The sequence below is a fragment of the Microbacterium sp. CFBP 8801 genome, from assembly GCF_014839455.1.
Lineage (GTDB): Bacteria > Actinomycetota > Actinomycetes > Actinomycetales > Microbacteriaceae > Microbacterium.
The window spans coordinates 46,212-67,681 of the sequence record NZ_JACYNU010000008.1; the positions used below are offsets into that span (position 1 = coordinate 46,212).

Sequence of the window (21,470 nt, forward strand, 5' to 3'; positions counted from 1 at the left end):
TTCGAGGAGGAACCATGCGCCGTCGCACCGTCGCACAGCATGCGCGCCTGCGGTCCCCGCACCCGATCGCTCAGCTGCTTACCGTCGTCGCCGTCGCCGTCGTGGTGGTCCTCGTCTCGGCCGCGGGCGTTGCCGCGTACACCGCCTACGACCTGACCACGAGCTTCACCGAAGAGGCCGTCGTCGTCGAGAACCAGCCGCCCGTCCCGCCCGACCTTAGCGAGCTCGAGGGCGGCGTGAACATGATGGTCGTCGGCATCGACGCGTGCGAAGAGAGCCTGCGCGAGGTCTTCGGCGAGCGCTGCGAGGGCCCCGACGCCGAGGGGCAGCTCAACGACGTCAACATCCTCGTGCACATCTCCGATGCCCCGCGTCGGGTGACGGTGGTGTCGTTCCCCCGCGACCTGCTCTTCGACGCCCCGGCCTGCGACACCGCCGACGGCGACCGCTGGGGCGGCGGCTACGTGCAGATCAACGAGATCTACACCTACGGCGGACTGTCGTGCGTGATGACGGCGATCTCCGACATGAGCGGGCAACCCGTGCAGTTCGGCGCGATGGTCACCTTCGGCGGGGTGATCGAGATCACGAACGCCATCGGCGGCGTCGAGATCTGCCTCGCCAGCGACATGCGCGACGAGAACACCGGCATCGACTGGGCCGCGGGTCCGCGCACCATCCAGGGTCTCGAGGCCCTGCAGTTCCTGCGCACCCGCTACGGCGTGGGCGGCAGCGACCTGGCGCGCGTGAGCAACCAGCAGCAGTACATGTCGCGTCTGGCCCGCAAGCTCGTCAGCGAAGAGGTGCTGTCGAACCCGGCGACGCTGTTCCGTCTGGCCTCCACGGGGTTGCGCAACGTCACGCCGACGCAGAGCCTGACCAACCCGCTGACGCTCGTGCAGATCGCGTCCGCGGTCAAAGACGTGCCGTTCCAAGACATCGTGTTCGTGCAGTACCCGACCGTTCAGGCCAGCGCCGACGCCAACCGCGTCGAGCCGAACTACGACGCGGCGCAGGTGCTGTGGGACGCCCTTCTCGCCAACCAGGGCATCGAGGTGACCGGCGACGCCGGCGCGAACGGGGGCGTCGTCGTCGCAGAACCCGCTCCCGGTGAGGCCGTGCCGAGCGAGGCACCCTCCGAGGGCGAAGCGGTCGAGCCCGGAACCGTCGACCCGAACACCGGCGCGGTGGCCCTTCCCGAGTCGATCACGGGGTCGAGCGCGGCGCAGCAGACGTGCAGCGCCGGCGTGGTGAACTGACCGGCGTCGCCGAGGTCCCCCGAGCCCGCCGGATTCGTCACGCTCAGCAGCCTCCCCCGTGACCAGCCCGACTCGACCGGCGGGGCGTCCAGCGATCCCGGCGTCGCCGCTACGCTGAGCGGGTGTCCCTGGCATCCGGTCTCTCCACGCGCGTGCTGCTCGTCTGCGCCGCGATCGGGGTGGGGACCGGCATCGTGGGCGGTGCCGCCGGGTGGCTGACGCTGATCGTCCTGGCGGGCGCACCCTGGGCCTACGGGCTCGTGCTGGGCTCGCACGTGCTGCCCGGAATCATCGCGCAGCAGGTGGTGCGCCGCGCCGGGGTGGCCCTGGTGACGCACGTGCTCGCCGCGCTGGTGGCGAGTGCCATGGCGCCGCAGTGGACGTTCCGTTTCCTCGGCACGGCCCTGCTGTTCGGCGGGATCCAAGAAGGCGTCGCCGCCCTCACCCGGTACCGCGTGTGGGCGTCCGTGCGCTTCTACGGCTCGGCGCTCGTGATCGGCGCGCTCGTCGCCGTGGTCGTCTGGTTCGCGGCCGACATCGCCAGCCTCGCGCCGGTCACCCGCGTCGCCTACCTCGTGATCGGCGTCGCGGGACCGGTGGCCTGGACCGCAGTAGGACTCGCCATCGGCTCGGGTCTGCGTCGCGCCGGGGTGGGGCGCGGTCTCTCGACGACGAAATGAGGGCGCGCGGCCAACTTAGGCTGCACTAAGTTAGGGCGTACTCACTTCTCGAGGACTCGCCCGTGACCGCTCACCCCCACCCCGATACCGCGCCCACCCGCGCCGACACCGGGGCTCTGCTGCGCATGCGCGACGTGGCCATCACCCACCTCGACGCCGCGACGCCCACCCCCTCCGCGCTTCGTCTGGACGTGCACCCCGGAGACGTGGTGCTGCTGCTCGGTCCGAGCGGATCGGGGAAGTCCACGGCGGCGCTCGCCATGAACGGCCTCATCCCGCACGCCGTTCCCGCCACGGTGGAGGGCACGGTGAGCGTCGGGGGGAAGGATGCCACGACCACGCCCGTCGCCGAGCTCGCGACCACCGTGGCCATGGTCTTCCAAGACCCCGATGCACAGCTCGTGACGGGCACCGTTCTCGACGAGGTGGCGTTCGGACCCGAGAACCTGCGGCTCCCCGTCGAGGTCGTGCTCGCCCGCACCGAAGAGGCCCTGCGCCGCGTGGGCCTGTGGGAGCGTCGCCACGACGCCCCCGACGTGCTCTCCGGCGGCGGACGTCAGCGTCTGGCCATCGCCTGCGCGCTGGCGATGGGCTCGCCCCTGCTCGTGCTCGACGAGCCCACCGCCAACCTCGACCCTCGCGGCGTCGACGACGTGTACGCGGCGCTGCGCGACGTCGTCGCCGAGGGTGACCGGGCGATCGTGCTCGTCGAGCACAACCTCGATGCCGCGATGGGTCTGGTCGACCGCGTCGTCGCCCTGGATGCCACGGGCCGGGTGGTTGCCGACGGCGGCGTCGACGACGTGCTGCGCGACCGCGCGGAGCAGTTGCACGCGCTCGGGGTGTGGCTGCCCACGGCCACCCTCGCGGCCCTGCGCCTGCGACGGGCGGGATACGACATCGCCCCCTTGCCACTGACCCCTCGCGAGTTGCGACGGACGCTCGAGACGATCGCCCCGCCCGCGACGGCACCCGCTCCCCCACGCCCGCGACGAGGCATCGGCGACCCCCTCGTGCAGGTACAGGGGCTGACCATCTCGCGCGGACGCACGCGCGTGCTCCACGGCGTCGACCTGTCCGTCGGCGCGGGCGAGTTCGTCGCCGTCGTCGGCGCCAACGGCGCGGGGAAGACGACCCTCGTGCAGGCCCTGGCCGGGGTGCTGCGCCCACCGCGCGGAACCGTGCGGATCGCGGGGCTCGACGTTCGCCGCACCGATCCGCGCACGCTTTCGCGTCACGTGGGTTTCGTGTTCCAGAACCCCGAGCACCAGTTCATCGCGACGACCGTGTTCGACGAGATCGCCCACGGCCTGCGCCGACAGCGGCTCTCCGACGACGAGGTCCGCGCGCGCACCGAGGCGCTGTTGCAGCGGTTCGGCCTCGCCGACAAGGCCACGGTGCACCCCTTCCTGCTGTCGGGCGGTCAGAAGCGGCGGCTGTCGGTGGGAACCGCGCTCGTCGGCGGCGCCCGGCTGCTCGTGCTCGACGAACCGACGTTCGGCCAGGACCGCGCCCGCGCCGAGGAACTGCTGCGCCTGCTCGACGACCTGCGCGACGACGGCACGACCATCATCGTCGTGACCCACGACATGCAGGTGGTCGCCGAGCACGCCGACCGCGTGATCGTCGTCGACGACGGCCGGATCGCCGCCGACGGACCGGTCGGCGATGTCTTCGACGACGAGGACGTCGTCGGACGCGCGGGCCTCAGCACGCCCGCGCTGCGGCGCGCCTTCGCCGGTCTGCAGCGGCATCCGGAGCTCGCGGCGCTGATGCGACTGCGCGACCTGCCGGGCGGGGCCGCATGACCGCCCCCGCCGCGGCATCGACACGCGCCGACACGCCCGCCGTCACCCGCGGCCGGCGCGACACGCGGTGGCTCGGGGGTCTCAATCCACTCGCCAAGATCACGGGCCCGGCCCCCGCCATGATCGCGCTCGTCTTCGTGCGTGACCTGAGCACTCCGATCGCGTTCCTCTGCCTCGCCTACGTCCTGCTCCTGACCGGAACGCGTCTCACCCGGCGTCTCGTCGCCCTCCTCGCCGGAGTGGTGCCCCTCTCGATCGTGGTGATCGGCCTGGGCTTCTCGCTCTGGGTCGACCCGGCCCGCGTGGAGGCCACCACCGCGCTGATCCGCGTGGGCGAGTGGACCCTCACCGACGGGGCGGTGTCCACGGGTCTGTCGACCGCGCTGCGGCTGGCCGCGATCATGACGCTCGCCTTCGTCGGCGGACTGACCACCTCGGGCCCCGACCTGGTGCGGGCGCTGGTGCAGAACCTGCGCGTGCCCTACCGCATCGGCTACGCGGCTCTCGCGGCGATCCGCTTCGTCCCGCGCTTCGGCCACGAGCTCGACGTGATCCGCCAGGCGCATCGCGTGCGGGGAACGCGGGGCGGCGTGCTCTCGGCACCCGCGCGCGGGATCGGGTACGTCGTTCCCCTCTTGGCCGGGGCCATCCGCCACGCCGAACGTGTCGCCCTCGCGATGGATGCGCGGGCGTTCGGCGCCCACCCCGACCGCACCGAGCGCCACCGCGTGCCCTGGCGCCGGCGCGACACCGTCTTCACCCTGGCGTTCTGGGCGATCTCGGCCGCCCTCTTCGTCGTTCCCCGCCTGTCCGTCTGATCCGATCCGGAGCATCCATGTCGCGCATCTCGACCGTCTTCCTGCTCACCTGCGCCGCCATCGGCGTCGCCGGCGGCATCATGCTGACCGCCGCCAACTGGGTGTCGACGGTGCTGTTCGCCGCCGCGCCGTTCGCGGCGGTGGCACTCGCCGGGCTGTGGCTGGTGCCCGCGGCCGTCGCGATGCGCCTACTCGAACGCCCCGGTTCCGCGCTGCTGGTCGGGCTCATCTCGGGCCTCGTGGCCGCGCCGCTCTCCGGGTACGGGTGGGGCAGCGTCGCGACCAACCTCTGGTGGGCCTTCTTCGTCGAGCTGCCGTTCCTCGTCGTGCTGTACCGGTTCTTCCACCGGTGGCAGTTCTTCGCCGGAGCCGTCGTGGTGGCAGCCGTCTACCCGACCCTCGCCTGGGCGTCTTTCGGACTCGACACGTTCGCGCCCCTCACCGTCGTGCTCTTCTACCTGCTCACGCTCGTGGCATCCGCTGCCGGGATGGCGATCGGCATCGCCGTCGCCGATGCTCTGCGCCGCGCGGGAGTCGCACGCCTCGCTCGCCGCCGCCCGCGGACGAGCGCCACCTGAGGACGACCCCGCCGGAGGACGATCCGGCCGGCGCGCGGCGTCGCGGCACGACCTCGCGCACGGCCGGACCTCGGCCTCGCCCGCCGTCGGACTCGAGGAGCCGGAGGCCCCCTCCGACGCCTCGACGTTCAGTACGAGGGCGCCCCGGGAAGGCCGAAGAACTCCTCGAGGGTGGCGTAACCGCCCTCGTGGTACGCGCGGGCCAGCTCGGGGCCGATGTAACGCAGGTGCCACGCCTCGGGCTCGTACCCGCTGATGCCCTCGCTGCCCTCGACGTACCGGGTGATGAAGCCGTACTCCCACGCGTGATCGCGCACCCACGCACCCTGGGGCGAGGCGGCGACGTCGTCGAGCGTCGCGCACGAGCCGTTGCACGGCACGATGTCGACGGCCAGGCCCGACTGGTGCTCGCTGTACCCGGCGCGGGCGCTCTCGCGGTCGGCGGCTTCGACCCCGCCCACGGCCACGCGGCCGGCGTACGTCGACTGCTGCGTGCTGTACGAGCGGAAGGCACTCAGGTAGCCGATCTCGCCGGCACCGGCGTCGGAGGCCGCACGCACGAGCTGAGTCAGCGCCCCCGCCGCGGGCGCGCGCAGCGCCGACTCCTCGAGCGCGCGCACACTGTCGGGCATCACGAGGTCGCCCGGGCGGTAGTCGACGGGGTCGTACGCGCGCTGCTTGTTGACCACCATCCACTCGCGGTTCGGGTCCGACAACGACACGCAGGGCGCGATCCCGGATGCCACCGCTGCGCGGAAGGCGCTCCCGCCCCCGGCGGCCGCGATCGCGCCGGCGTCGTCACCCGCGGCCAGGGCCGAGGTGAACGCCGCGTCGTCGCAGGGCGTCGAGGTGGCGGCGACGGCGGCCTGCTGCACGACCGGCAGACCCTCGTCGGGCACGGTGGGGGGCCCCGCGACGACGGCGGCGACGGGCGGAGCGTCGGTGTCGGCCGCGACGCCACCGGGGGATCCCGAGGTCGCCGCACCGATCGCGATGGCGAGGGCGGCCACCACGATGACGGCCCCGCCCACGGCGACAAGGCGACGGCGGCGGAGGACCGGGATCGAGGCCGTCGTCGGCGCAGCGGTCGCGGCCTCGCGCAGCCGGCGGCGGGTGGCGAGGGCCGCCGTGTCGGTGGCGGGCCGCTCGGCGGCGGGGATCGGGGGCACGGGCTCTGCCGCGGCGGGCGCGAGCGTGAGGGCCGCCGTCGCGAGTCGTTCGGCCTCCGCGCGCGCGGCGCGGCGGGGCGAGATCTCGGGATCGTGCGACATGACTCGACCCATTCTCCCCTGGACGGGGGCACGGGTCGAGTCGGCCGCGCGTTCGCGCGGTGAATGTGCGGTCGGGCAGACTCGGGCCGACGGGAACGGCGAGCAGTCAGATATCAGTCACGAGGCTCAGCTCACCGGCCGCCAGGAAGCCCAGCACGATGCTCACCGCACCCGCGACCAGCAGCAGCAGCAGCGGGTGGGCGAACCCGATCAGGACGCGACGTGTGCGAGGGTGCTCGGCGAAGAAGTGATCGGGGATGCGGTGCCGGTCGGGGACGGCGGCCCACCCCCGCAGCCGCGCGATGTATCCCACGCAGCGCAGCACGAGCACCGCCCAGAGCATCGCGATGATCAGCGGCACTACCCCGCCGATGATCTCGAACGCCTCGAACCACGCCTGATCGGGGTTGCTGCCGGTGTCTTCGGCGAGCTGCACGGCGACCGCGGCGCCGAGCACCACCGACCCGACCCACAGCACCAGAGCCCCGAGCACGGCGAAGAAGCGCGCGAAGAAGTGTCCGAGGATCGACTCCTCGTGATCGAGGTGGGTGCGCGGCGTCTGCGAGAGCACGATGAGGGTCGCGCCGAGGCTGGGCGCTGCCGCGCTGAGCGACACGACGAGCGCGACCCACTCCGGGGCGTCCACGAGGTCGCACACCAGCAGCAGCGCCGCCATGAGTGCCAACCACGAGCATCCCGACAGCGCCGGACGACGCACGACCAACGCCGGATGCCAGGGCTCCAAGCGACCGATCGACGCATGGAGCAGGTGCTGACCGCGTACTCGCGAGACCGACTCCATGGGCGCCTCCGTGTCTCGCCGGTGGTCGGCGTCGCGATCACCGTACCGCGACGACACTCGTTCGTGCAGGCGAGGTGCGCGGCGTGGCGGTTGCGAGAAAATCGAACATGTGTTCGACTATGGCGATGAGATGGCAGGGGCAGCAGCTGGGCGTGGACGACCCGTCGGCGCTCCCGGGCATGGAGCGCATCGACGGTCTCGTCCGCTCGGTGACGACTCCGGAGTTCGCCGGAATGACGTTCCACGAGGTGCAGTGCAAGAGCGCCCTGAATCGCGTGCCCGGCATGTCGGCCATGCCGTTCGACTGGACCGTGAACCCGTACCGGGGCTGCACGCACGCGTGCTCGTACTGCTTCGCCCGCAAGACGCACGAGTACCTCGACCTCGACTACGGCGCCGACTTCGACTCCCAGATCGTCGTGAAGGTCAACGTCGCCGACGTGCTGCGCACGGAGGTGCGTCGGGGATCGTGGGCGCGCGAGCCCGTCATGCTCGGCACGAACACCGACCCGTACCAGCGCGCCGAGGGGCGATACCGCCTCATGCCCGACATCGTCGGCGCGCTCACCGACAACGGCACGCCCTTCTCGATCCTCACCAAGGGCACGCTCCTGCGCCGCGACCTCCCCCTGCTCGCCGACGCCGCCACGCAGGTGAAGGTCTCGTTGGCGATGTCGATCGCCGTCTTCGACGACGCCCTGCAGAACGCGATCGAGCCGGGCACCCCCAGCGCCGACGCCCGCCTCGACACGGTCCGCGCCGCCACCGCCGCCGGCTTCCGCGTCACGGTCTTCCTCATGCCGATCCTGCCGCACCTGACCGACTCGCTCGCCGTGCTCGACGACGCCCTCGCGCGCATCCGCGCCGCCGGCGCGGCTCGCGTCGTCTACGGCGCGCTGCACCTGCGTCCGGGCGCGAAGCAGTGGTTCCTCGAATGGCTGGGGCGCGAGCAACCGCACCTGGTGTCGTCGTACCGAGGTCTCTACCCGGGCGTCTCCGCTCAAGCACCCAAGGCCTACCGCACCTGGCTCGGCGCGCGCATGCGTCCCCTGCTGCGCCTGCACCGGCTCGACGGGTGGGACGAAGACGACCACCCTCGCGGGCGACCGCAGCCGGGCCTCGCCGCCCGCGCGACGCCGACGAGCAGCCTCGGTCCGGTCCGCGGCACCGGGCCCTCGGCATCCATTCGCCCCCGCGTCGCCCCGGCCAGCGGGCNTCGATCAGGTCGTCGCCGAGCTGCGCCGGCTCGAACGGCGCCTGGATCTCGGCGCGGTCGAGCAGCTCGGTCATGCGGCGCTGACGCTGCCGCGTGATGAGCGTCACCACGGTGCCGCTGCGACCGGCGCGGCCGGTGCGGCCCGAACGGTGCAGGTACGTCTTGTACTCGTCGGGGGCGTCGGCCTGGATCACCAGGTCGATGTCGTCGACGTGGATGCCGCGGGCGGCGACGTCGGTGGCGACGAGCACGTTGACGCGACCCGAGGTGAGCTTCTCGAGGTTGCGCGTGCGCTTTTGCTGGTTGAGATCGCCGTGCAGCGCGACCGCGGCGATACCGGCGTCGTCGAACTGCGCGGCGAGCGTCTCGGCGTATGCGCGGGTACGCGCGAAGACGAGGGTCTTGCCCGGGCGGTCGACGAGTGAACCGAGGATCTCGGCCTTGTCGCGGTGGTCGATCACGAGCACGCGGTGCTCGATGGTGCCCGAGTCCTGGTCCTCACCGGCGACCTCGTACACGGCCGGGTCGACGAGGAACTCGTCGACGAGGGCGGCGACCTCACGGTCGAGCGTGGCCGAGAACAGCAGCTTCTGGCTGCCCTTCGCGGTGGCGCGCAGGATGCGCTGCACCGGCTCGAGGAAACCGAGCTCGCACATGTGGTCGCCCTCGTCCAGCACGGCCACCTGCACCTGCGACAGGTCGAGCTTGCCCTGGTTGAGCAGGTCTTCGATGCGGCCGGGGGTGCCGATGATGATGTCGACGCCCTTCTTCAGCGCACCCACCTGGCGGGCCTGGGGCACGCCGCCGTAGATCTGCGTGGTGAACAGGCCGACGCTGCGGGCGATGACCTGCACCGTGCGGTCGATCTGCAGGGCGAGCTCGCGCGTGGGGGCGAGGATGAGGGCCTTGGGCGCGCGAGCGAACTGACGCTTCTCGCCCGCCTGCGAACGCAGGACGCTCTCGACCATGGGGGCACCGAACGCGATGGTCTTGCCCGAGCCGGTGCGACCGCGCGCGAGCACGTCACGACCGTCGAGGATGGGCTTCACCGTCGCCGCCTGGATGGGGAACGGCGTGGCCGCGCCGAGGCTGGCGAGGGCACGGACGATGTTGTCGCCGAAACCGAGCTCGGCGAAGCCGACACCGGTCTCGGTCGCGACGTCCACGGCCTGCGCCTGCAGGCGCTCGTGCACGACGTCGACGCGCTGCTCGTGCTCGGCCGAGCGCTTCGGGGTGGCGTTCCAGTCCGCGCGGTTCGGGCCGTCGGTGCGGCGCGGACGCTCGTCACGGGCGGGGCGGTCACCGAACGAACGGGCCGGGCGCTCGTCGAACGAACGAGCCGGACGCTCGTTGCGGTCGAACGACCGGGCAGGACGGTCGTCGGTCGAACGGGCGGGGCGGTTGTTGCGGTCGAACGAGCGCGCGGGGCGGTCGTTACGGTCGAACGAACGGGCCGGACGATCGCTGCGATCGAACGAACGCGCGGGACGATCAGTGCGGTCGAACGAACGCGCCGGACGATCCGTGCGGTCGAACGAACGAGCGGGACGGTCGCTGCGATCGAACGAACGAGCGGGGCGGTCGTCCGACGAACGGGCCGGACGCTCGTCGCGGCGGTCGAACGACCGGGCGGGACGCTCGCCGGCATCGCGGCGGGGGCGCTCGTCGCGGGCGGGACGGTCCGAGAAATCGCGGCGGGGACGCTCGTCGAAGGAACGGGCCGGACGATCGCCGAAGTCACGACGCGGGCGGTCGTCGAACGAACGGGCAGGGCGGTCGTCGCGGGCCGGACGGTCACCGAAGTCACGACGCGGACGCTCGTCGAACGAACGGGCCGGACGATCGCCGAAGTCACGACGCGGACGCTCATCACGGAACGACGGGCGACCGTCGCCGGTGGCGCGGCGGCTGTCGCGGTCGACGCGATCCACGCGGGGGGCGCGGTCATCGCGAGCGGGGCGACCGGAGCGGTCGTCGAACGAACGGGCCGGGCGGTCACCGAAATCGCGGCGGGGACGATCGTCGAACGAACGCGCGGGGCGATCGTCGAACGAGCGCGCCGGGCGGTCGTCGAACGAGCGCGCGGGGCGGTCGGTGCGGCCGGAGCGGTCATCGCGGGCGGAGCTGCGGATGCCGCGCGACTCGTCGCGACCGACGCGGTCCTGTGCGCTCCAGCGACGCTTGTCGGGGGCGGCCTCGGCCTCGGGACGGTAACCGCGGTGGCTCGGGCTCTTGCTGCCGGGCTTCGCGGACGCGGCGCCCTCGGGGCGGCGCTTGCGGTCCTGGAACGAGGTCTGCGCACCGTAGCGCGGCTCGAAGTTCTTGGCGGGGCGGCCGCCGGCGGGCTTCTTGTTCTTGGGCATGACGATGTCCTTCTGGGTTCTGTTTCGCGCGAGACAGCGGCACCGCGCGCAGCGGTGCGAAACCCGGACATCCGTCGGCCGGGGGCCATTCACTAGTGATGGGAGGACGCGATCGCGTGCTCTCCATCGGCCCCTTGGACTACAAACCCATCCGCGCATCACGCGCGGTGTCCAGAGCCGACTCCCCGACGTTACCGGTCGCGGCTGGGAATGGCATCCATGTCCCCATCCGTGCAGGTTCGCGGCCCGTCGATCGCACCAAGTGGGACACCCCCTCCCCCACCCCGCGCTCATGTCCCCATTCGTGCGGGTTCGACGCCTCAGAACCGCACGAAGTGGGACATGCCTCCCCCGACGTCGGTGAACGCCCGGCGTGGACGAAGATGGACCCATGGCAGACACCGACGCCCACCCCATCACGGTGGCGATCGAGCGGCGCATCGACCCGACGCGCACCGCCGAAGCGACCTCCTGGATGCAGGCCGGCACCGACCTCGCGACCGCGTTCCCCGGCTTCCTCGGCTCGGGCTGGGTGCGCGCGGGCGAAGACAGCGACCTCTGGTACATGCTCTACCGGTTCCGCGACATCACGACGCTCGAGCAGTGGGACACCTCGACGCAGCGTCAATGGTGGCTCGATTCGGGGCGCCCGTTCGCCCGCGAGGAGCGCGTGGAGCGACGCACCGGGATCGAGGGGTGGTTCGACGCCCCGTTCGGCTCGATCATGGAGGCGACGACGGATGCCGGGACCCAACCGGTGCAGCAGCCGGTCCCGTCCGCTCCCCCGCGGTGGAAGCAGGCGGTGACGATCTGGGTCGGGTTCTTCCCCACCAACCTGCTGGCCTCTTGGCTGCTGGGCTTCGTGCCCGGTTTCACCGAGGTTCCCCTGGTGCTGCGCGTGCTCGCGACCACCGTCCTGCTCACGCCCGTCATGACCTACGCGGTGCTCCCGTGGGTCACCCGCCTGCTGCGCCCCTGGCTGCAGCGCCCGCCCCGCCCGAGAAAGGCCTCGTCATGACCGCCGACCCCACCGGACACCGCTTCCCCCTGCGCACCGACCACGCGTCCGCCGAGATCGCCCAGGTGGGCGCGGCGCTGCGGGCGCTCACGGTCGACGGCGTCGACCTGGTTCCGCGTTACGCCGACGACGCACCCACGCCCGCGGCATCCGGCGTCGTGCTGGTCCCCTGGCCGAACCGCATCCGCGACGGCAGGTACACCTTCGACGGGGTCGAGCGGCAGCTCGCCATCAGTGAGCCCGCCCTCGGCAACGCCAGCCACGGGTTGTTGCGCTTCGGCACGTACCAGCCCATCGAGCACACGACCGACCGCCTCGTGCTCGGCGCCGACGTCGTTCCGCAGACCGGATACCCGTTCCACCTGCGCACCCGGGTGACGTTCGCGCTGCAGCCCGATGGCCTGCACGTCACGCACGTCATCGAGAACGTCGGAGCGACGGTCGCCCCGGTCGCGCTCGGCGTGCACCCGTACCTGCAGATCGGCGGGGTCGACACCGCCGATCTCGTCGTACAGTCCACCGGCACGACCACGCTCGTGCTCGACGACCGCAAGATCCCGGTCGACGAGGTGTCGGTAGACGAGACGAACGACCTGCGAGCGGGCCGACGCCTGGGCGACGCCTCGCTCGACAACGGCTACCGCGGTCTCGAGCGCGACGCCGAGGGCCGCGCGCGGCACACCCTGACCGCGCCCGACGGACGCGCCGTGGAACTCTGGCAGGACGACGGATTCCGTTGGGCGCAGGTGTTCACGACCGATCGGTACCCCGGCCAGCCCCTCGCCGTGGCGATCGAGCCGATGACCGCCCCGGCGAACGCCTTCGCCTCGGGACTCGACCTCGACACCCTCGATCCGGGGGCTTCGCTCACCCGGGAATGGGGCATCATCTTTCACTCGTGAGCATTCCTTGTCCCCCATTTGGGGGACACGGAATGTGCAGATGATCAGGGATATCCTCAGGCAACCCCTTTCCCAATAACGCGCCGCGAACGTTACCATTCGAGTGACGGTTTCCGTCAAGGCCGGGGGCGGCCGAGGACCACGGTTCCCTCGGTTGATACCCGAATGAGCCGACGGGGGCCGAGGGTCCCGCGGTGTGGGGGGACGCTCGTTCCGTCCTGAGGAAAGATCCCCCGCCATGAGCACCGCGCTCCGATCCGCCGTCCCTTCCTCGCCCTCGATCCCGCGCCTGCGCGGAATCGTCCGACGCCTCGACGCCGTGCCCACGATGCACGTCGGCGCTGCGGCGTTGATCGTCCTGGTGGGCGGCCTGCTGCTGTCGATCGCGACGACGAGCGACCCGCTGTGGTGGCAGCTGCACTTCAGCCAGTTGGGGACGTTCCACGACCTTTCGGCCGCATTCTTCAACAACACGCTCAAGGTCAGCGGAATGATCGTCGTGTATTTCGCCTTCCGCGTGCGCCGCGATGTCCGCCGCCTCGGTCGCGGACCGGTGCGCCGGGGAGCCGCGACCATCGCCTTCCTCTGCCTCAATGTCATCGGCGTGAATCTCGCCCTCGTCGGCTGCATTCCTCTCAACACCGACAAAGACCTGCACGACCGGGTCGCGGGTTCGATGGTGCTCGGCTTCCTGGCGCTGCTGCTCACCTCGCCCGTCCTGTTCCACCGCCTCGGCAAGCGCATGGCCATCAGCACGGGCGTCGCCCTGGTGTGGTTGGTCATCTCGATCGCGCTGTTCGTGTCGGCGACGATCAACCTCGCCCTGTTCGAGACCATCGCGTGCGCCGCGATGTTCGCGTGGGCGGGCATGTTCACGCACATCCTCGCCTCGGCCCAGGCGACGGCCGTTCGAGCGCCGGATGCCGGGACCCCCCATGTCGCGCACCTCGCCCCCCGCCGCCGCGCGCACCGGTCGTCGATCGTGCGCCGCGCGGGCTCCGTCTCATCGAGCGCCCGCGCACCGCGCCCCGGGGCCCTGGGAGCGGTGTCGGTCACCGCGGTCGGCCGCGCGTCGAGCACGACACCGGCGGTGCCGCTCGTCACACGTGCTCTCGCCCCGGCGGGAGGCCTCGGGGCTTTCCACCCCGAAGCCCGCGGGACCTCGCACGCCACGGCATCCGTGGTTCAGGTCCCGATGATGCCCACGCTCACCGCCCCGCCCGCGCCCGCGTCGAGCGACCGCGCCGCGTCGGCAGCAACGTGCGCGGGCCCGGTGCCACGCCGGCGTGCGGTAACGGGCCGGGTCAGCGGCTCCCGCGCAGCTCTCGGCGGCTCAGCGGGTGAGCGTCGTCGGTCGGCGTCTCGTCGGACTCTTCTGCTTGGGCCGCCCGTCGCTCCCGGCGCCGCTCGCTTGCTCCCTCGATGAGGTTGTAGAGGGTCGGCAGCACGAGCAGCGTCAGGAACGTCGACGACACCAGGCCACCGATCACCACGACCGCCAACGGCTGCGAGATGAATCCGCCGTGGCCCGTGATGCCCAGGGCCATCGGCACGAGCGCGAAGATCGCGGCGAGCGCGGTCATGAGGATGGGGCGTAGACGCCTCGCCCCGCCGACGATGGTCGCGTCGCGCACGCTGAGTCCCCGCGCCCGGTACTGGTTGACCAGGTCGATGAGCACGATGGCGTTGGTGACGACGATCCCGACGAGCATGAGCGCACCGATCATTCCGGCCACACCCAGGGGCACCCCGGTGATGAGCAGCATGAGGATGGCGCCGGTCGCCGCGAACGGCACCGACACGAGAAGCTCGAGCGGCTGACGCAGCGACTTGAAGGTCGCGACCATCACGACGTAGACGATCAGGATCGCCGCGAGCAGGGCGAGGCCGAGCTGGGTGAAGGCGTCCTGCTGGTCGGTCACGGCACCGCCCACCTCGGCGGTGGACCCCTCGGGCAGCTGCACGTCGGCGAGGGCCGAGGTGACGCTGGCCGATGAGCTGCCGAGGTCGTCGGTGGTGGGGGTGACGGTGATGGTGGCGGTGCGGAGCCCCCGCGACGTCGTGATCGACGGCGGAGTCTGGCTCTCTTCGACGGTCGCGATCTCGTCGAGGCGCACCGGGCCGCTCGCCGTGGGGATCTCGAGCGCGCGCAGGTCGTCGATCGTGGCGGGCGGGTTGGCGGCGGCGAGGTACACCGTCACCCCCCGACCGTCGAGCTCGACGGTGCCGGCCTGACGGGGCTGCTGCGTGTTCGACACGAGGGCGCCCACGGCGCGCTCCGACAGGCCGCGCTCGGCCGCCGCGTCGCGGTTCACGCGCACCGAGACGAACGGGAGCGACGCCGACAGGCTGCTGGTGACCTGCCCGATGCCGTCGCGTCCCTGCAGACCGTTCACAACCGCATCGCTGGCCTGCTGGAGCGATGACGAGTCGGCCGAGGTGACGTCGACGGTGATGGCGGTGGAACCGAAGCCCCCGCCCGAGGCCGCGACCTCAATCTCACCGGCGTCGGTGAGGGCTTCGAGCTCGGTGCGCACGCGTTCGCGCAGGTCGACCTGATCGACGCCCGACTGCGAGGTGATCGAGTACGTGATCCCCGACCCGCCGCCCGAGAAGGCGTCGCGCAGCGCCGATCCGCTCGAGCCGATCGAGGTCTGCACGGTCTCGACCCCGTCGGTGTCGAGCAGCACGGCCTCGACCTTCTGCGCGGCCGCGTCCTCGGCATCCAGGCTGGGGGCGGAGCCGATCTTCTGGGTGACGGTGAAGGTGTTCTGGCCCGAGTCGCCAAGGAAGTCGGTCTTCAACAGGGGCACGGTGGCGAGGGTGCCGCCGAGCACGAGCACGGCCAGCAGAAGAGTCACTCCCGAGTGCTTCAGCGTCCAGCTCAGCACCGGCACGTACGCCTTCTGCAGGCGCGAAGGCGGGGCATCCGGAGCTTCGGGGTCGATCGCGTTGCCCTCGGCGTCGCGGACCACCTTGCCGGGCCGCAGGAACCACGACGCCAGCACGGGCACGATCGTCAGCGACACCAGCAGCGACGCGGCCATCGCGATCGTCACGGTCAGCGCGAACGGGCGGAACAGCTCACCGGTGACGTCACCGACGAACGCGATGGGCAGGAACACCGCGACGGAGGTGATCGTGGATGCCGTGATCGCGGCCGCCACCTCGCGCACCGCGCGGATGATCGTGGGGATCTTGTCGGCGTCTCCGACGTAGTGCCGTTTGATGTTCTCGATCACGACGATGGAGTCGTCGACGACGCGGCCGATGGCGATGGTGAGGGCGCCGAGGGTCAGGATGTTCAGGGAGTACCCGAAGGCCTGCAGACCGACGAAGGTGATGAGCACGCTCGTGGGGATCGAGATCGCCGTCACGAGCGTCGAGCGCACCGACATGAGGAACACCAGGATCACCACGACGGCGAAGACGAGGCCCAGAAGGCCCTCCTGCGCGAGCGCCTCGATGGACTGCTGCACGAACGGCGCCTGGTCGAAGACGACGGTGAACGTCGCGCCCTCACCGAGCGAGCTCTCGAGGGCGGGTAGGGCCGCGAGCACTCCGCGCGAGACATCGACGGTGTTGGCGGCGGGGAGCTTGGTGACGGCGATGGTGAGCGCTGGCTGCCCGTCGACGCGCGAGAGCGTCGTGACCGGGTCGGTCTGCAGGGCGACCGTCGCCACGTCGCCGATGGTCGTGCGACCCGCCTGGAACTGCGACGCGTCGCTCGGAACGAGGGGGAGGGCGGTGATCTCGTCGACGCTGGTGAGCTTGGTGCCGGTCTGCACCGTCAGGGTCTGGTCGTTCTGCGTGAGCGAACCACCGGGGAACAGCACGCCGTTGGCGTCGAGGGCGTCGGTGATCGACTGCTGGCTGAATCCCCGCTCGCCGAGCCGGGTGGAATCCGGGGTGATGGTCACGCGCTGCCCGATGCCGCCGACGATCTGCGCCCCGTTGACGCCGTCGACGTCTTCGAGGTCGGGCACGACGCTCGTCTCGAGCGTGGCCTGGGTGGCCTGGGCATCGGTGAAGCCGGTGACCGCCAGCTGGATGACGGGGAAGTCGTCGATGCTCGCCGAGGCGACGGTGGTGTCGGCCGACTCGGGCAGCTGGTCGTTGATGCGCGCGATCGCCGCGAGGATCTTCTGCTGGGCGGCGGCGAGGTCGGTGCCGTAGGTGAACGACGCCGACACGATCGACGAGTTCGTCGTGCTCGTGGCGGTGGTCGACTCGAGCCCCTCGACCCCTCGGATCGCGTTCTCGATGGGCGTCGACACATCGGCCTCGACGACCTCGGGCGAGGCACCGGGATAGGTCGTCACGACCGCGAGCTGGGGGAACTCGATCGAGGGGATGAGCTCCTGCTTGAGACTCGTCAGCGCGAGCCCGCCGAAAATCGCCGCCACGATGGTGACCAGGGCGATGAGGGCGCGGTTCTTCAGGCTCAGAACGGCCAGATACGACACGAAGCACCCTTCGGGGTCGAGTTTCGATACAGAGATGTATCGACAGTAAGTATCACACGGGCCTTCCCCGCGGGATCCGCCCCGATGGCCGCGATGCGCAGAAGGCGGCGTGCGACGCGGGCGGTGACCGACCGCTGATCCCGGACGAGGCCGCCGAGCCCGTGAGGACCGGGCCCCTCAGACGAGCGAGCCGAGCGCGAGACCCGCCGCCGCCGCGAACAACGACCCCGCGAACGAGACCGCGGCGTAGTTCGCCGCGGTGCGTCCGCGGCCTTCCTCGGCGAGCAGCACCGTCGTCACCGCGACGGCGCTGAAGGTCGTGTACCCGCCCAGCAGCCCCGTGCCCACGATCCAGCGCCACGCCTCGTCGCCCGGGAGCATGCTCAGGATGCCGAGCACGAACGCGCCCGAGACGTTCACCGCGAGGATCCCCCAGGGGAAGAGCTCGCCCGTCACGCGTCGCACGGCCGTGTCGAGGAGGAACCGCAGGGCCGCACCGACTCCGCCGGCGAGGGCCACGGCCACGAAGACGAGGGGATTCATCGCTGTCGCCGTCCGCCGCGGCCCCATATCAGGCCGCCCCAGGCCGCCGCGGTCCCCAGCGCCACCGTGCCCACGCCCCACCACAGCATGGCCGGTCCGGCCGCTTCGACGGCGAGCGCACTGTACGTCGTGAACCCACCGAGCACCCCGGTGCCCACGAACAGCTGCACGCGCTGCGCGCGCGCGGATCCCGGCATCCGGGACCTCCAGCCGAACAGCACACCGATCGCGAACGCCCCCACGACGTTGATGATCGGCACCAGAGCCGGGCCGAGGTCGTCGCCGAGTGCCAGGGTGACACCGGCGCGGATCGCCGTGCCGATGGCACCGCCGACGGCGACGAGGACGACGTCACGCCACATGCTCACCGCGCCACCCTACGCCCGTGACCGGCGCGCGCACGTGAGCTCACTCCCCGAGGATCAGACGCCGGATCGCGGCGTCCTTCGACCCGCCCAGTTCCATCGTGCGTCCCTTGCGGTACAGCGAGAAGACGCGGGGGTCGATGTAGCTCGACCGGGCCACGGCGGGAGTGTTGCCCAGCGCCTCGGCGGTCGCGCGCACCGCGGCGATCTCGGCCTTCTTGCGCTCGTTCTTGCCTCCCACCGCGCCGACCTTGGCAAGCGATTCCGCGGCGAGGATCGTGCCGCGCAGCGTGCGGAAGTCCTTCGCGCTGAACGGCCCGCCCGTCAACGAGCGCACGTACGCGTTGACGTCACCGGGCGTGAGCGGAACGCGGCGGCGCCCGCGCGTGTAGCTGAGCAGGGCCGCACGCGAGCGACCCAGCGCCAGTTCCGCGACGAGCGAGGCAAGCTCTTCGTCGTGCAGCGTCAGATCGGCGCGCTTGCCGCTCTTGGCCGGGAACGACAGGCGGATCATGTCGCCCTCGACCGTCGCATCGCGGCGCTGCAGGGTCGTGAGGCCGCGGCTGCCGTTCGTGACGAAGTAGCGGGCGTTGCCGACGCGCGGGGCGACCAGGTCGAGGAAGCGGAACGACACCGCCAGCACCCGCTCGCGGTCCCCTTCGCTGCGGCGCAGCGATTGAGTGACGCGCGCTCGCGCCCGCGGCAGTGACTCGGCCAGTTGGAGGGCGCGGGCGAACTTCCCCTTGTCCTGTCGTTTCGACCAGTCGGCGTGATACGTGTACTGCCGGCGTCCGGCCTCGTCGGTCCCGACGGCCTGGATGTGGGCGTTCGCGTCTCTCGCGATCCACACCTCACGCCACGCGGGAGGGATGACCAGACCCCGCGCACGCTCGGAATCGCGCTCGGGCGCAGCGGCACCCGTGTGATCGACGAACCGGAAGCCCGTGCCCGATCGGACCCGCCGATAGCCCGGGTCTTCGTAGGGGCGTACGCGCAGAAGGCGTGGCATGCGTCAGTGGTCGCGGAGCATGTCGATCAGCTCCGCCTTCTTCTTGCCCGAGTAGCCGGTGAGTCCGAGCTCCTTCGCCCGCGCTCTCAGCTCGGCGACGGTGCGGTCCGCATAGTTCTCGGCCTTCCCGCCCGTCGCCCCCACCGAGCCGCGGCCCCGGGCCGCCGCCGCGTTGGAGATGCGGGCAGCCTTCTCTTTCGAGTCGCCCTGCGCGCGCAGGGCCTCGTAGAGATCGGGGTCTTTCACGCTGCGCGATCCTCGCCGTTCCGGCATGGCCGCCTCCCTCCGTCGGAGCACCGACGCTACGACCCGGCGGGCGCGGGGCCTGTCGGGCTTGACACGGCGCGGCCGAGCGACCGTGTTATCGCGCGCGAGCCTGGCTAACAGCGGGCTCATAGGATCGTCAACCCCGCGCGGTCATCCGAAGGGTGGTGGCACGGTGGAATCAACCACTCGCCCGGTTCCGTGTTTCGACGCGGGCACAGCATCCGCGTCTCGACGTGGACACAGCAAGGAGTCCCCCCATGAACATCTTCCTGATCATCATCATCGTCGCCGCGATCGTCATCGCCGTGGTCAGCGGACTGAGCCAGGCCGCGAACTTCCTGCTCTGGATCGCGATCATCGTCGGCCTCATCGCCCTCATCGTGCTGTTGTTCCGCCTCATCAGCGGCCGCAAGCCCGTCTGACTCGCCGAGGAGCGGCGCGTTTCGGGTGCGCGCCACCCCTCTCCCCCCGGCGGGTTCCCCCGCCCCGGATGCCACGTCCTCGGTGAGGGCGTGGCATCCGTGTTTTCGCGGGGCGGCGCTGCCGTGCGAGCAGCGCCCCTGCGCCATCACCGCATGGGGTCTTGACGAACTCGCGATATATCTCGATACTGTCCCTAACGCGATATATCGCGAGTGAGGAGCACCAGCATGGAGAAATGGATCGTCCATCCCGGCGAGACCCGCGTCATCGACATCGAGTCGCTGCGCGAACTCAAGATCGGCCTCGTCGGCGGACAGGTCGACGTCATCGCGCATGACGAGCCCGACGCGCGCATCGAGGTGCACGGCGTCACCGTCAAAGACCTGCGCATCGAGATGATCGACGGCCGCCTCGAGATCGACCACCCGCAGCTGCGGTGGGACAACTTCCTCGAAGTGTTCCGCAACTTCGGCGCCGGCGGCCCCAAGGCCGAGGTCAGCGTCGCCGTTCCCCGCACGGTCGCCCTCACCCTCGGCGTCGTCAGCGCGAGTGCCCTCGTCTCGGGCCTGCGCACCGACGCCCGCCTCAACACGGTCTCGGGCGACATCATCGTCGACGGCCTCGTCGGCGACGTCACCCTCAACGCCGTCTCGGGCGACGTGCAGGTGCGCGAGCTCGAGGGCGCCCTCAGCGCCAACAGCGTCTCGGGCGACGTGGCCGTCACCGGCGCCGTCACCAAGGCGTCGATCGACACCGTCTCGGGCGCGATGCTCGTCGACTCCACGGGTGCGACCCAGTCGATCAGCCTCAACTCCGTCAACGGCACCGCCACCGTGCGTCTGGATCGCTCGCTGCCCGCGAACTACGTCTCCCGCTCGGTGAGCGGGCGCGTGCAGATCGACGGTCACGTGCGTTCGGGCTCCGGCCCGACCAACTACACCGGCTCGACCGGCACCCTCGCGGGGTCGTTCGTCGACGTGCGAGCGAACACCGTCTCGGGCGAGATCACGGTGCTCCGTCGCGGCATCTCGGGCCTGCGTCCCGAGGAACTCGCCGGAGAGGAGGAGTGGTGATGAGCCCCGTCTTCTCGCACGGCGACCTTCGCCTCTACATCCTGAGCCTGCTCGACGAATCGCCCCGGCACGGATACGACCTCATGCAGGCACTCGGCGAGCGCACCGGCGGCACCTACTCGCCCTCGGCCGGCACCATCTATCCGCGTCTGGCGAAGCTCGAAGAAGAAGGCCTGGTCACCAAGACCGTCGACGGCCGCAAGACGGTCTACGAGATCACCGACGCCGGTCGCGCCGAGGTCGCCTCCCGCGCGGGCGACCTCGAGGGCATCCAGGCGGGGTTGGCCGACAGCGTCCGCCTCATCGCCGACGAGGTCCGCGGCAGCGTGCGCGACGCCATGCGGAGCCTGCGCGCCGACCTCGCCGCCGCCTCCCGTGAGGAACGCGAGCACGCGCAGTCCGCCCCCGTCGACGACGCCCGTTCCCGCAGTCGCGAGCAGCTGTCTCGCGCCGATGCGGCGATCAACGAGTTCCGCGGGCGCGTGCGCTCGGAGCTTCGGGCGCACGTCTCGCGCGGCGGCGAGCTCGCGGCATCCGGAGTCGACGACATCGAGACGGCGCTGCGCCAGGCGTCCGACGCGGTCACCCGCGCCATGCGCGGCTGACCGG

The 21,470-nt window shown here is 71.3% G+C and carries 18 protein-coding genes and 2 pseudogenes; 12 read left to right on the top strand and 8 right to left on the bottom strand.

The window, feature by feature from the left end:
* Window positions 1-14: 14 nt before the first annotated feature.
* The 5 genes from IFR11_RS10840 to IFR11_RS10860 all read left to right on the top strand — a co-directional run bounded on the left by IFR11_RS10840 (window position 15) and on the right by IFR11_RS10860 (window position 5,143).
* Entirely contained in the window at window positions 15-1,259 is a 1,245-nt protein-coding gene (locus IFR11_RS10840; protein ID WP_191916155.1) for an LCP family protein, read from the top strand.
* A gap of 122 nt (window positions 1,260-1,381) precedes the next feature.
* Window positions 1,382-1,939: an ECF transporter S component gene (locus IFR11_RS10845; protein ID WP_055831879.1), complete on the top strand. Its 558-nt coding sequence runs from the start codon at window positions 1,382-1,384 to the stop codon at window positions 1,937-1,939.
* A gap of 125 nt (window positions 1,940-2,064) precedes the next feature.
* On the top strand, window positions 2,065-3,747 hold the full coding sequence (locus IFR11_RS10850; protein ID WP_191916229.1) for an ABC transporter ATP-binding protein: 1,683 nt from the start codon (window positions 2,065-2,067) through the stop codon (window positions 3,745-3,747).
* Window positions 3,744-4,565 (top strand): energy-coupling factor transporter transmembrane component T family protein, encoded by an 822-nt coding sequence (locus IFR11_RS10855; RefSeq protein WP_191916156.1) that lies wholly within the window; start codon window positions 3,744-3,746, stop codon window positions 4,563-4,565. The genes IFR11_RS10850 and IFR11_RS10855 overlap by 4 nt, the downstream gene beginning before the upstream one ends.
* Window positions 4,566-4,582: 17 nt before the next feature.
* Window positions 4,583-5,143 (top strand): ECF transporter S component, encoded by a 561-nt coding sequence (locus IFR11_RS10860; RefSeq protein WP_055831885.1) that lies wholly within the window; start codon window positions 4,583-4,585, stop codon window positions 5,141-5,143.
* Window positions 5,144-5,271: 128 nt separating this feature from the next.
* Here IFR11_RS10860 and IFR11_RS10865 read toward each other — a convergent pair whose 3' ends face one another.
* Together IFR11_RS10865 and IFR11_RS10870 are read right to left on the bottom strand one after the other, a co-directional pair.
* Entirely contained in the window at window positions 5,272-6,414 is a 1,143-nt protein-coding gene (locus IFR11_RS10865) for a M15 family metallopeptidase (RefSeq protein ID WP_191916157.1), read from the bottom strand.
* Window positions 6,415-6,520: 106 nt separating this feature from the next.
* Window positions 6,521-7,216 carry a hypothetical protein gene (locus IFR11_RS10870; protein ID WP_191916158.1) on the bottom strand — a complete coding sequence of 232 codons (696 nt, stop codon included), beginning with the start codon at window positions 7,214-7,216 and terminating at the stop codon, window positions 6,521-6,523.
* Between the two features lie 125 nt (window positions 7,217-7,341).
* Between IFR11_RS10870 and IFR11_RS10875 the strand changes: the two genes are divergently transcribed.
* The coding region (locus IFR11_RS10875; protein WP_191916230.1) for an Rv2578c family radical SAM protein at window positions 7,342-8,431 on the top strand (1,090 nt) is incomplete at its 3' end.
* A 1-nt stretch (window position 8,432) separates the two neighbouring features.
* On the opposite strand, the pseudogene IFR11_RS10880 reads toward IFR11_RS10875, so the two are convergent.
* Window positions 8,433-10,795, bottom strand: a pseudogene (locus tag IFR11_RS10880) (DEAD/DEAH box helicase); the annotation flags it as partial.
* 391 nt (window positions 10,796-11,186) lie between these two features.
* Between IFR11_RS10880 and IFR11_RS10885 the strand changes: the two are divergent.
* From IFR11_RS10885 to IFR11_RS16790, 3 genes and pseudogenes are all read left to right on the top strand, one after another.
* Window positions 11,187-11,813 carry an antibiotic biosynthesis monooxygenase gene (locus IFR11_RS10885; RefSeq protein WP_191916159.1) on the top strand — a complete coding sequence of 209 codons (627 nt, stop codon included), beginning with the start codon at window positions 11,187-11,189 and terminating at the stop codon, window positions 11,811-11,813.
* On the top strand, window positions 11,810-12,715 hold the full coding sequence (locus tag IFR11_RS10890; protein ID WP_191916160.1) for an aldose 1-epimerase family protein: 906 nt from the start codon (window positions 11,810-11,812) through the stop codon (window positions 12,713-12,715). The genes IFR11_RS10885 and IFR11_RS10890 overlap by 4 nt, the downstream gene beginning before the upstream one ends.
* A 328-nt stretch (window positions 12,716-13,043) precedes the next feature.
* Window positions 13,044-13,580 (top strand): annotated as a pseudogene (locus IFR11_RS16790) (DUF998 domain-containing protein); the annotation flags it as partial.
* A gap of 439 nt (window positions 13,581-14,019) precedes the next feature.
* On the opposite strand, the gene IFR11_RS10895 reads toward IFR11_RS16790, so the two are convergent.
* The 5 genes from IFR11_RS10895 to IFR11_RS10915 form a co-directional block, all read right to left on the bottom strand.
* Window positions 14,020-17,181 (bottom strand): efflux RND transporter permease subunit, encoded by a 3,162-nt coding sequence (locus tag IFR11_RS10895; protein WP_191916161.1) that lies wholly within the window; start codon window positions 17,179-17,181, stop codon window positions 14,020-14,022.
* A 177-nt stretch (window positions 17,182-17,358) separates the two neighbouring features.
* Window positions 17,359-17,724, bottom strand: a complete 366-nt coding sequence (locus IFR11_RS10900) for a fluoride efflux transporter FluC (RefSeq protein WP_191916162.1) — start codon at window positions 17,722-17,724, stop codon at window positions 17,359-17,361.
* The gene (locus tag IFR11_RS10905; RefSeq protein WP_191916232.1) at window positions 17,721-18,086 is read right to left on the bottom strand and encodes a fluoride efflux transporter FluC; all 366 of its coding nucleotides are present in this window, start codon (window positions 18,084-18,086) and stop codon (window positions 17,721-17,723) included. The genes IFR11_RS10900 and IFR11_RS10905 overlap by 4 nt, the downstream gene beginning before the upstream one ends.
* Window positions 18,087-18,132: 46 nt before the next feature.
* Window positions 18,133-19,098: a DNA topoisomerase IB gene (locus IFR11_RS10910; RefSeq protein WP_191916163.1), complete on the bottom strand. Its 966-nt coding sequence runs from the start codon at window positions 19,096-19,098 to the stop codon at window positions 18,133-18,135.
* 3 nt (window positions 19,099-19,101) lie between these two features.
* Complete coding sequence (locus IFR11_RS10915) at window positions 19,102-19,371, bottom strand: DUF7218 family protein (RefSeq protein WP_191916164.1); 270 nt, start codon at window positions 19,369-19,371, stop codon at window positions 19,102-19,104.
* A gap of 251 nt (window positions 19,372-19,622) precedes the next feature.
* Between IFR11_RS10915 and IFR11_RS10920 the strand changes: the two genes are divergently transcribed.
* The 3 genes from IFR11_RS10920 to IFR11_RS10930 all read left to right on the top strand — a co-directional run bounded on the left by IFR11_RS10920 (window position 19,623) and on the right by IFR11_RS10930 (window position 21,466).
* Window positions 19,623-19,787: a hypothetical protein gene (locus tag IFR11_RS10920; protein WP_191916165.1), complete on the top strand. Its 165-nt coding sequence runs from the start codon at window positions 19,623-19,625 to the stop codon at window positions 19,785-19,787.
* A gap of 228 nt (window positions 19,788-20,015) precedes the next feature.
* Entirely contained in the window at window positions 20,016-20,861 is an 846-nt protein-coding gene (locus tag IFR11_RS10925; protein ID WP_055831914.1) for a DUF4097 family beta strand repeat-containing protein, read from the top strand.
* Window positions 20,861-21,466 (top strand): PadR family transcriptional regulator, encoded by a 606-nt coding sequence (locus IFR11_RS10930; protein WP_055831916.1) that lies wholly within the window; start codon window positions 20,861-20,863, stop codon window positions 21,464-21,466. The genes IFR11_RS10925 and IFR11_RS10930 overlap by 1 nt, the downstream gene beginning before the upstream one ends.
* Window positions 21,467-21,470 lie beyond the last annotated feature (4 nt).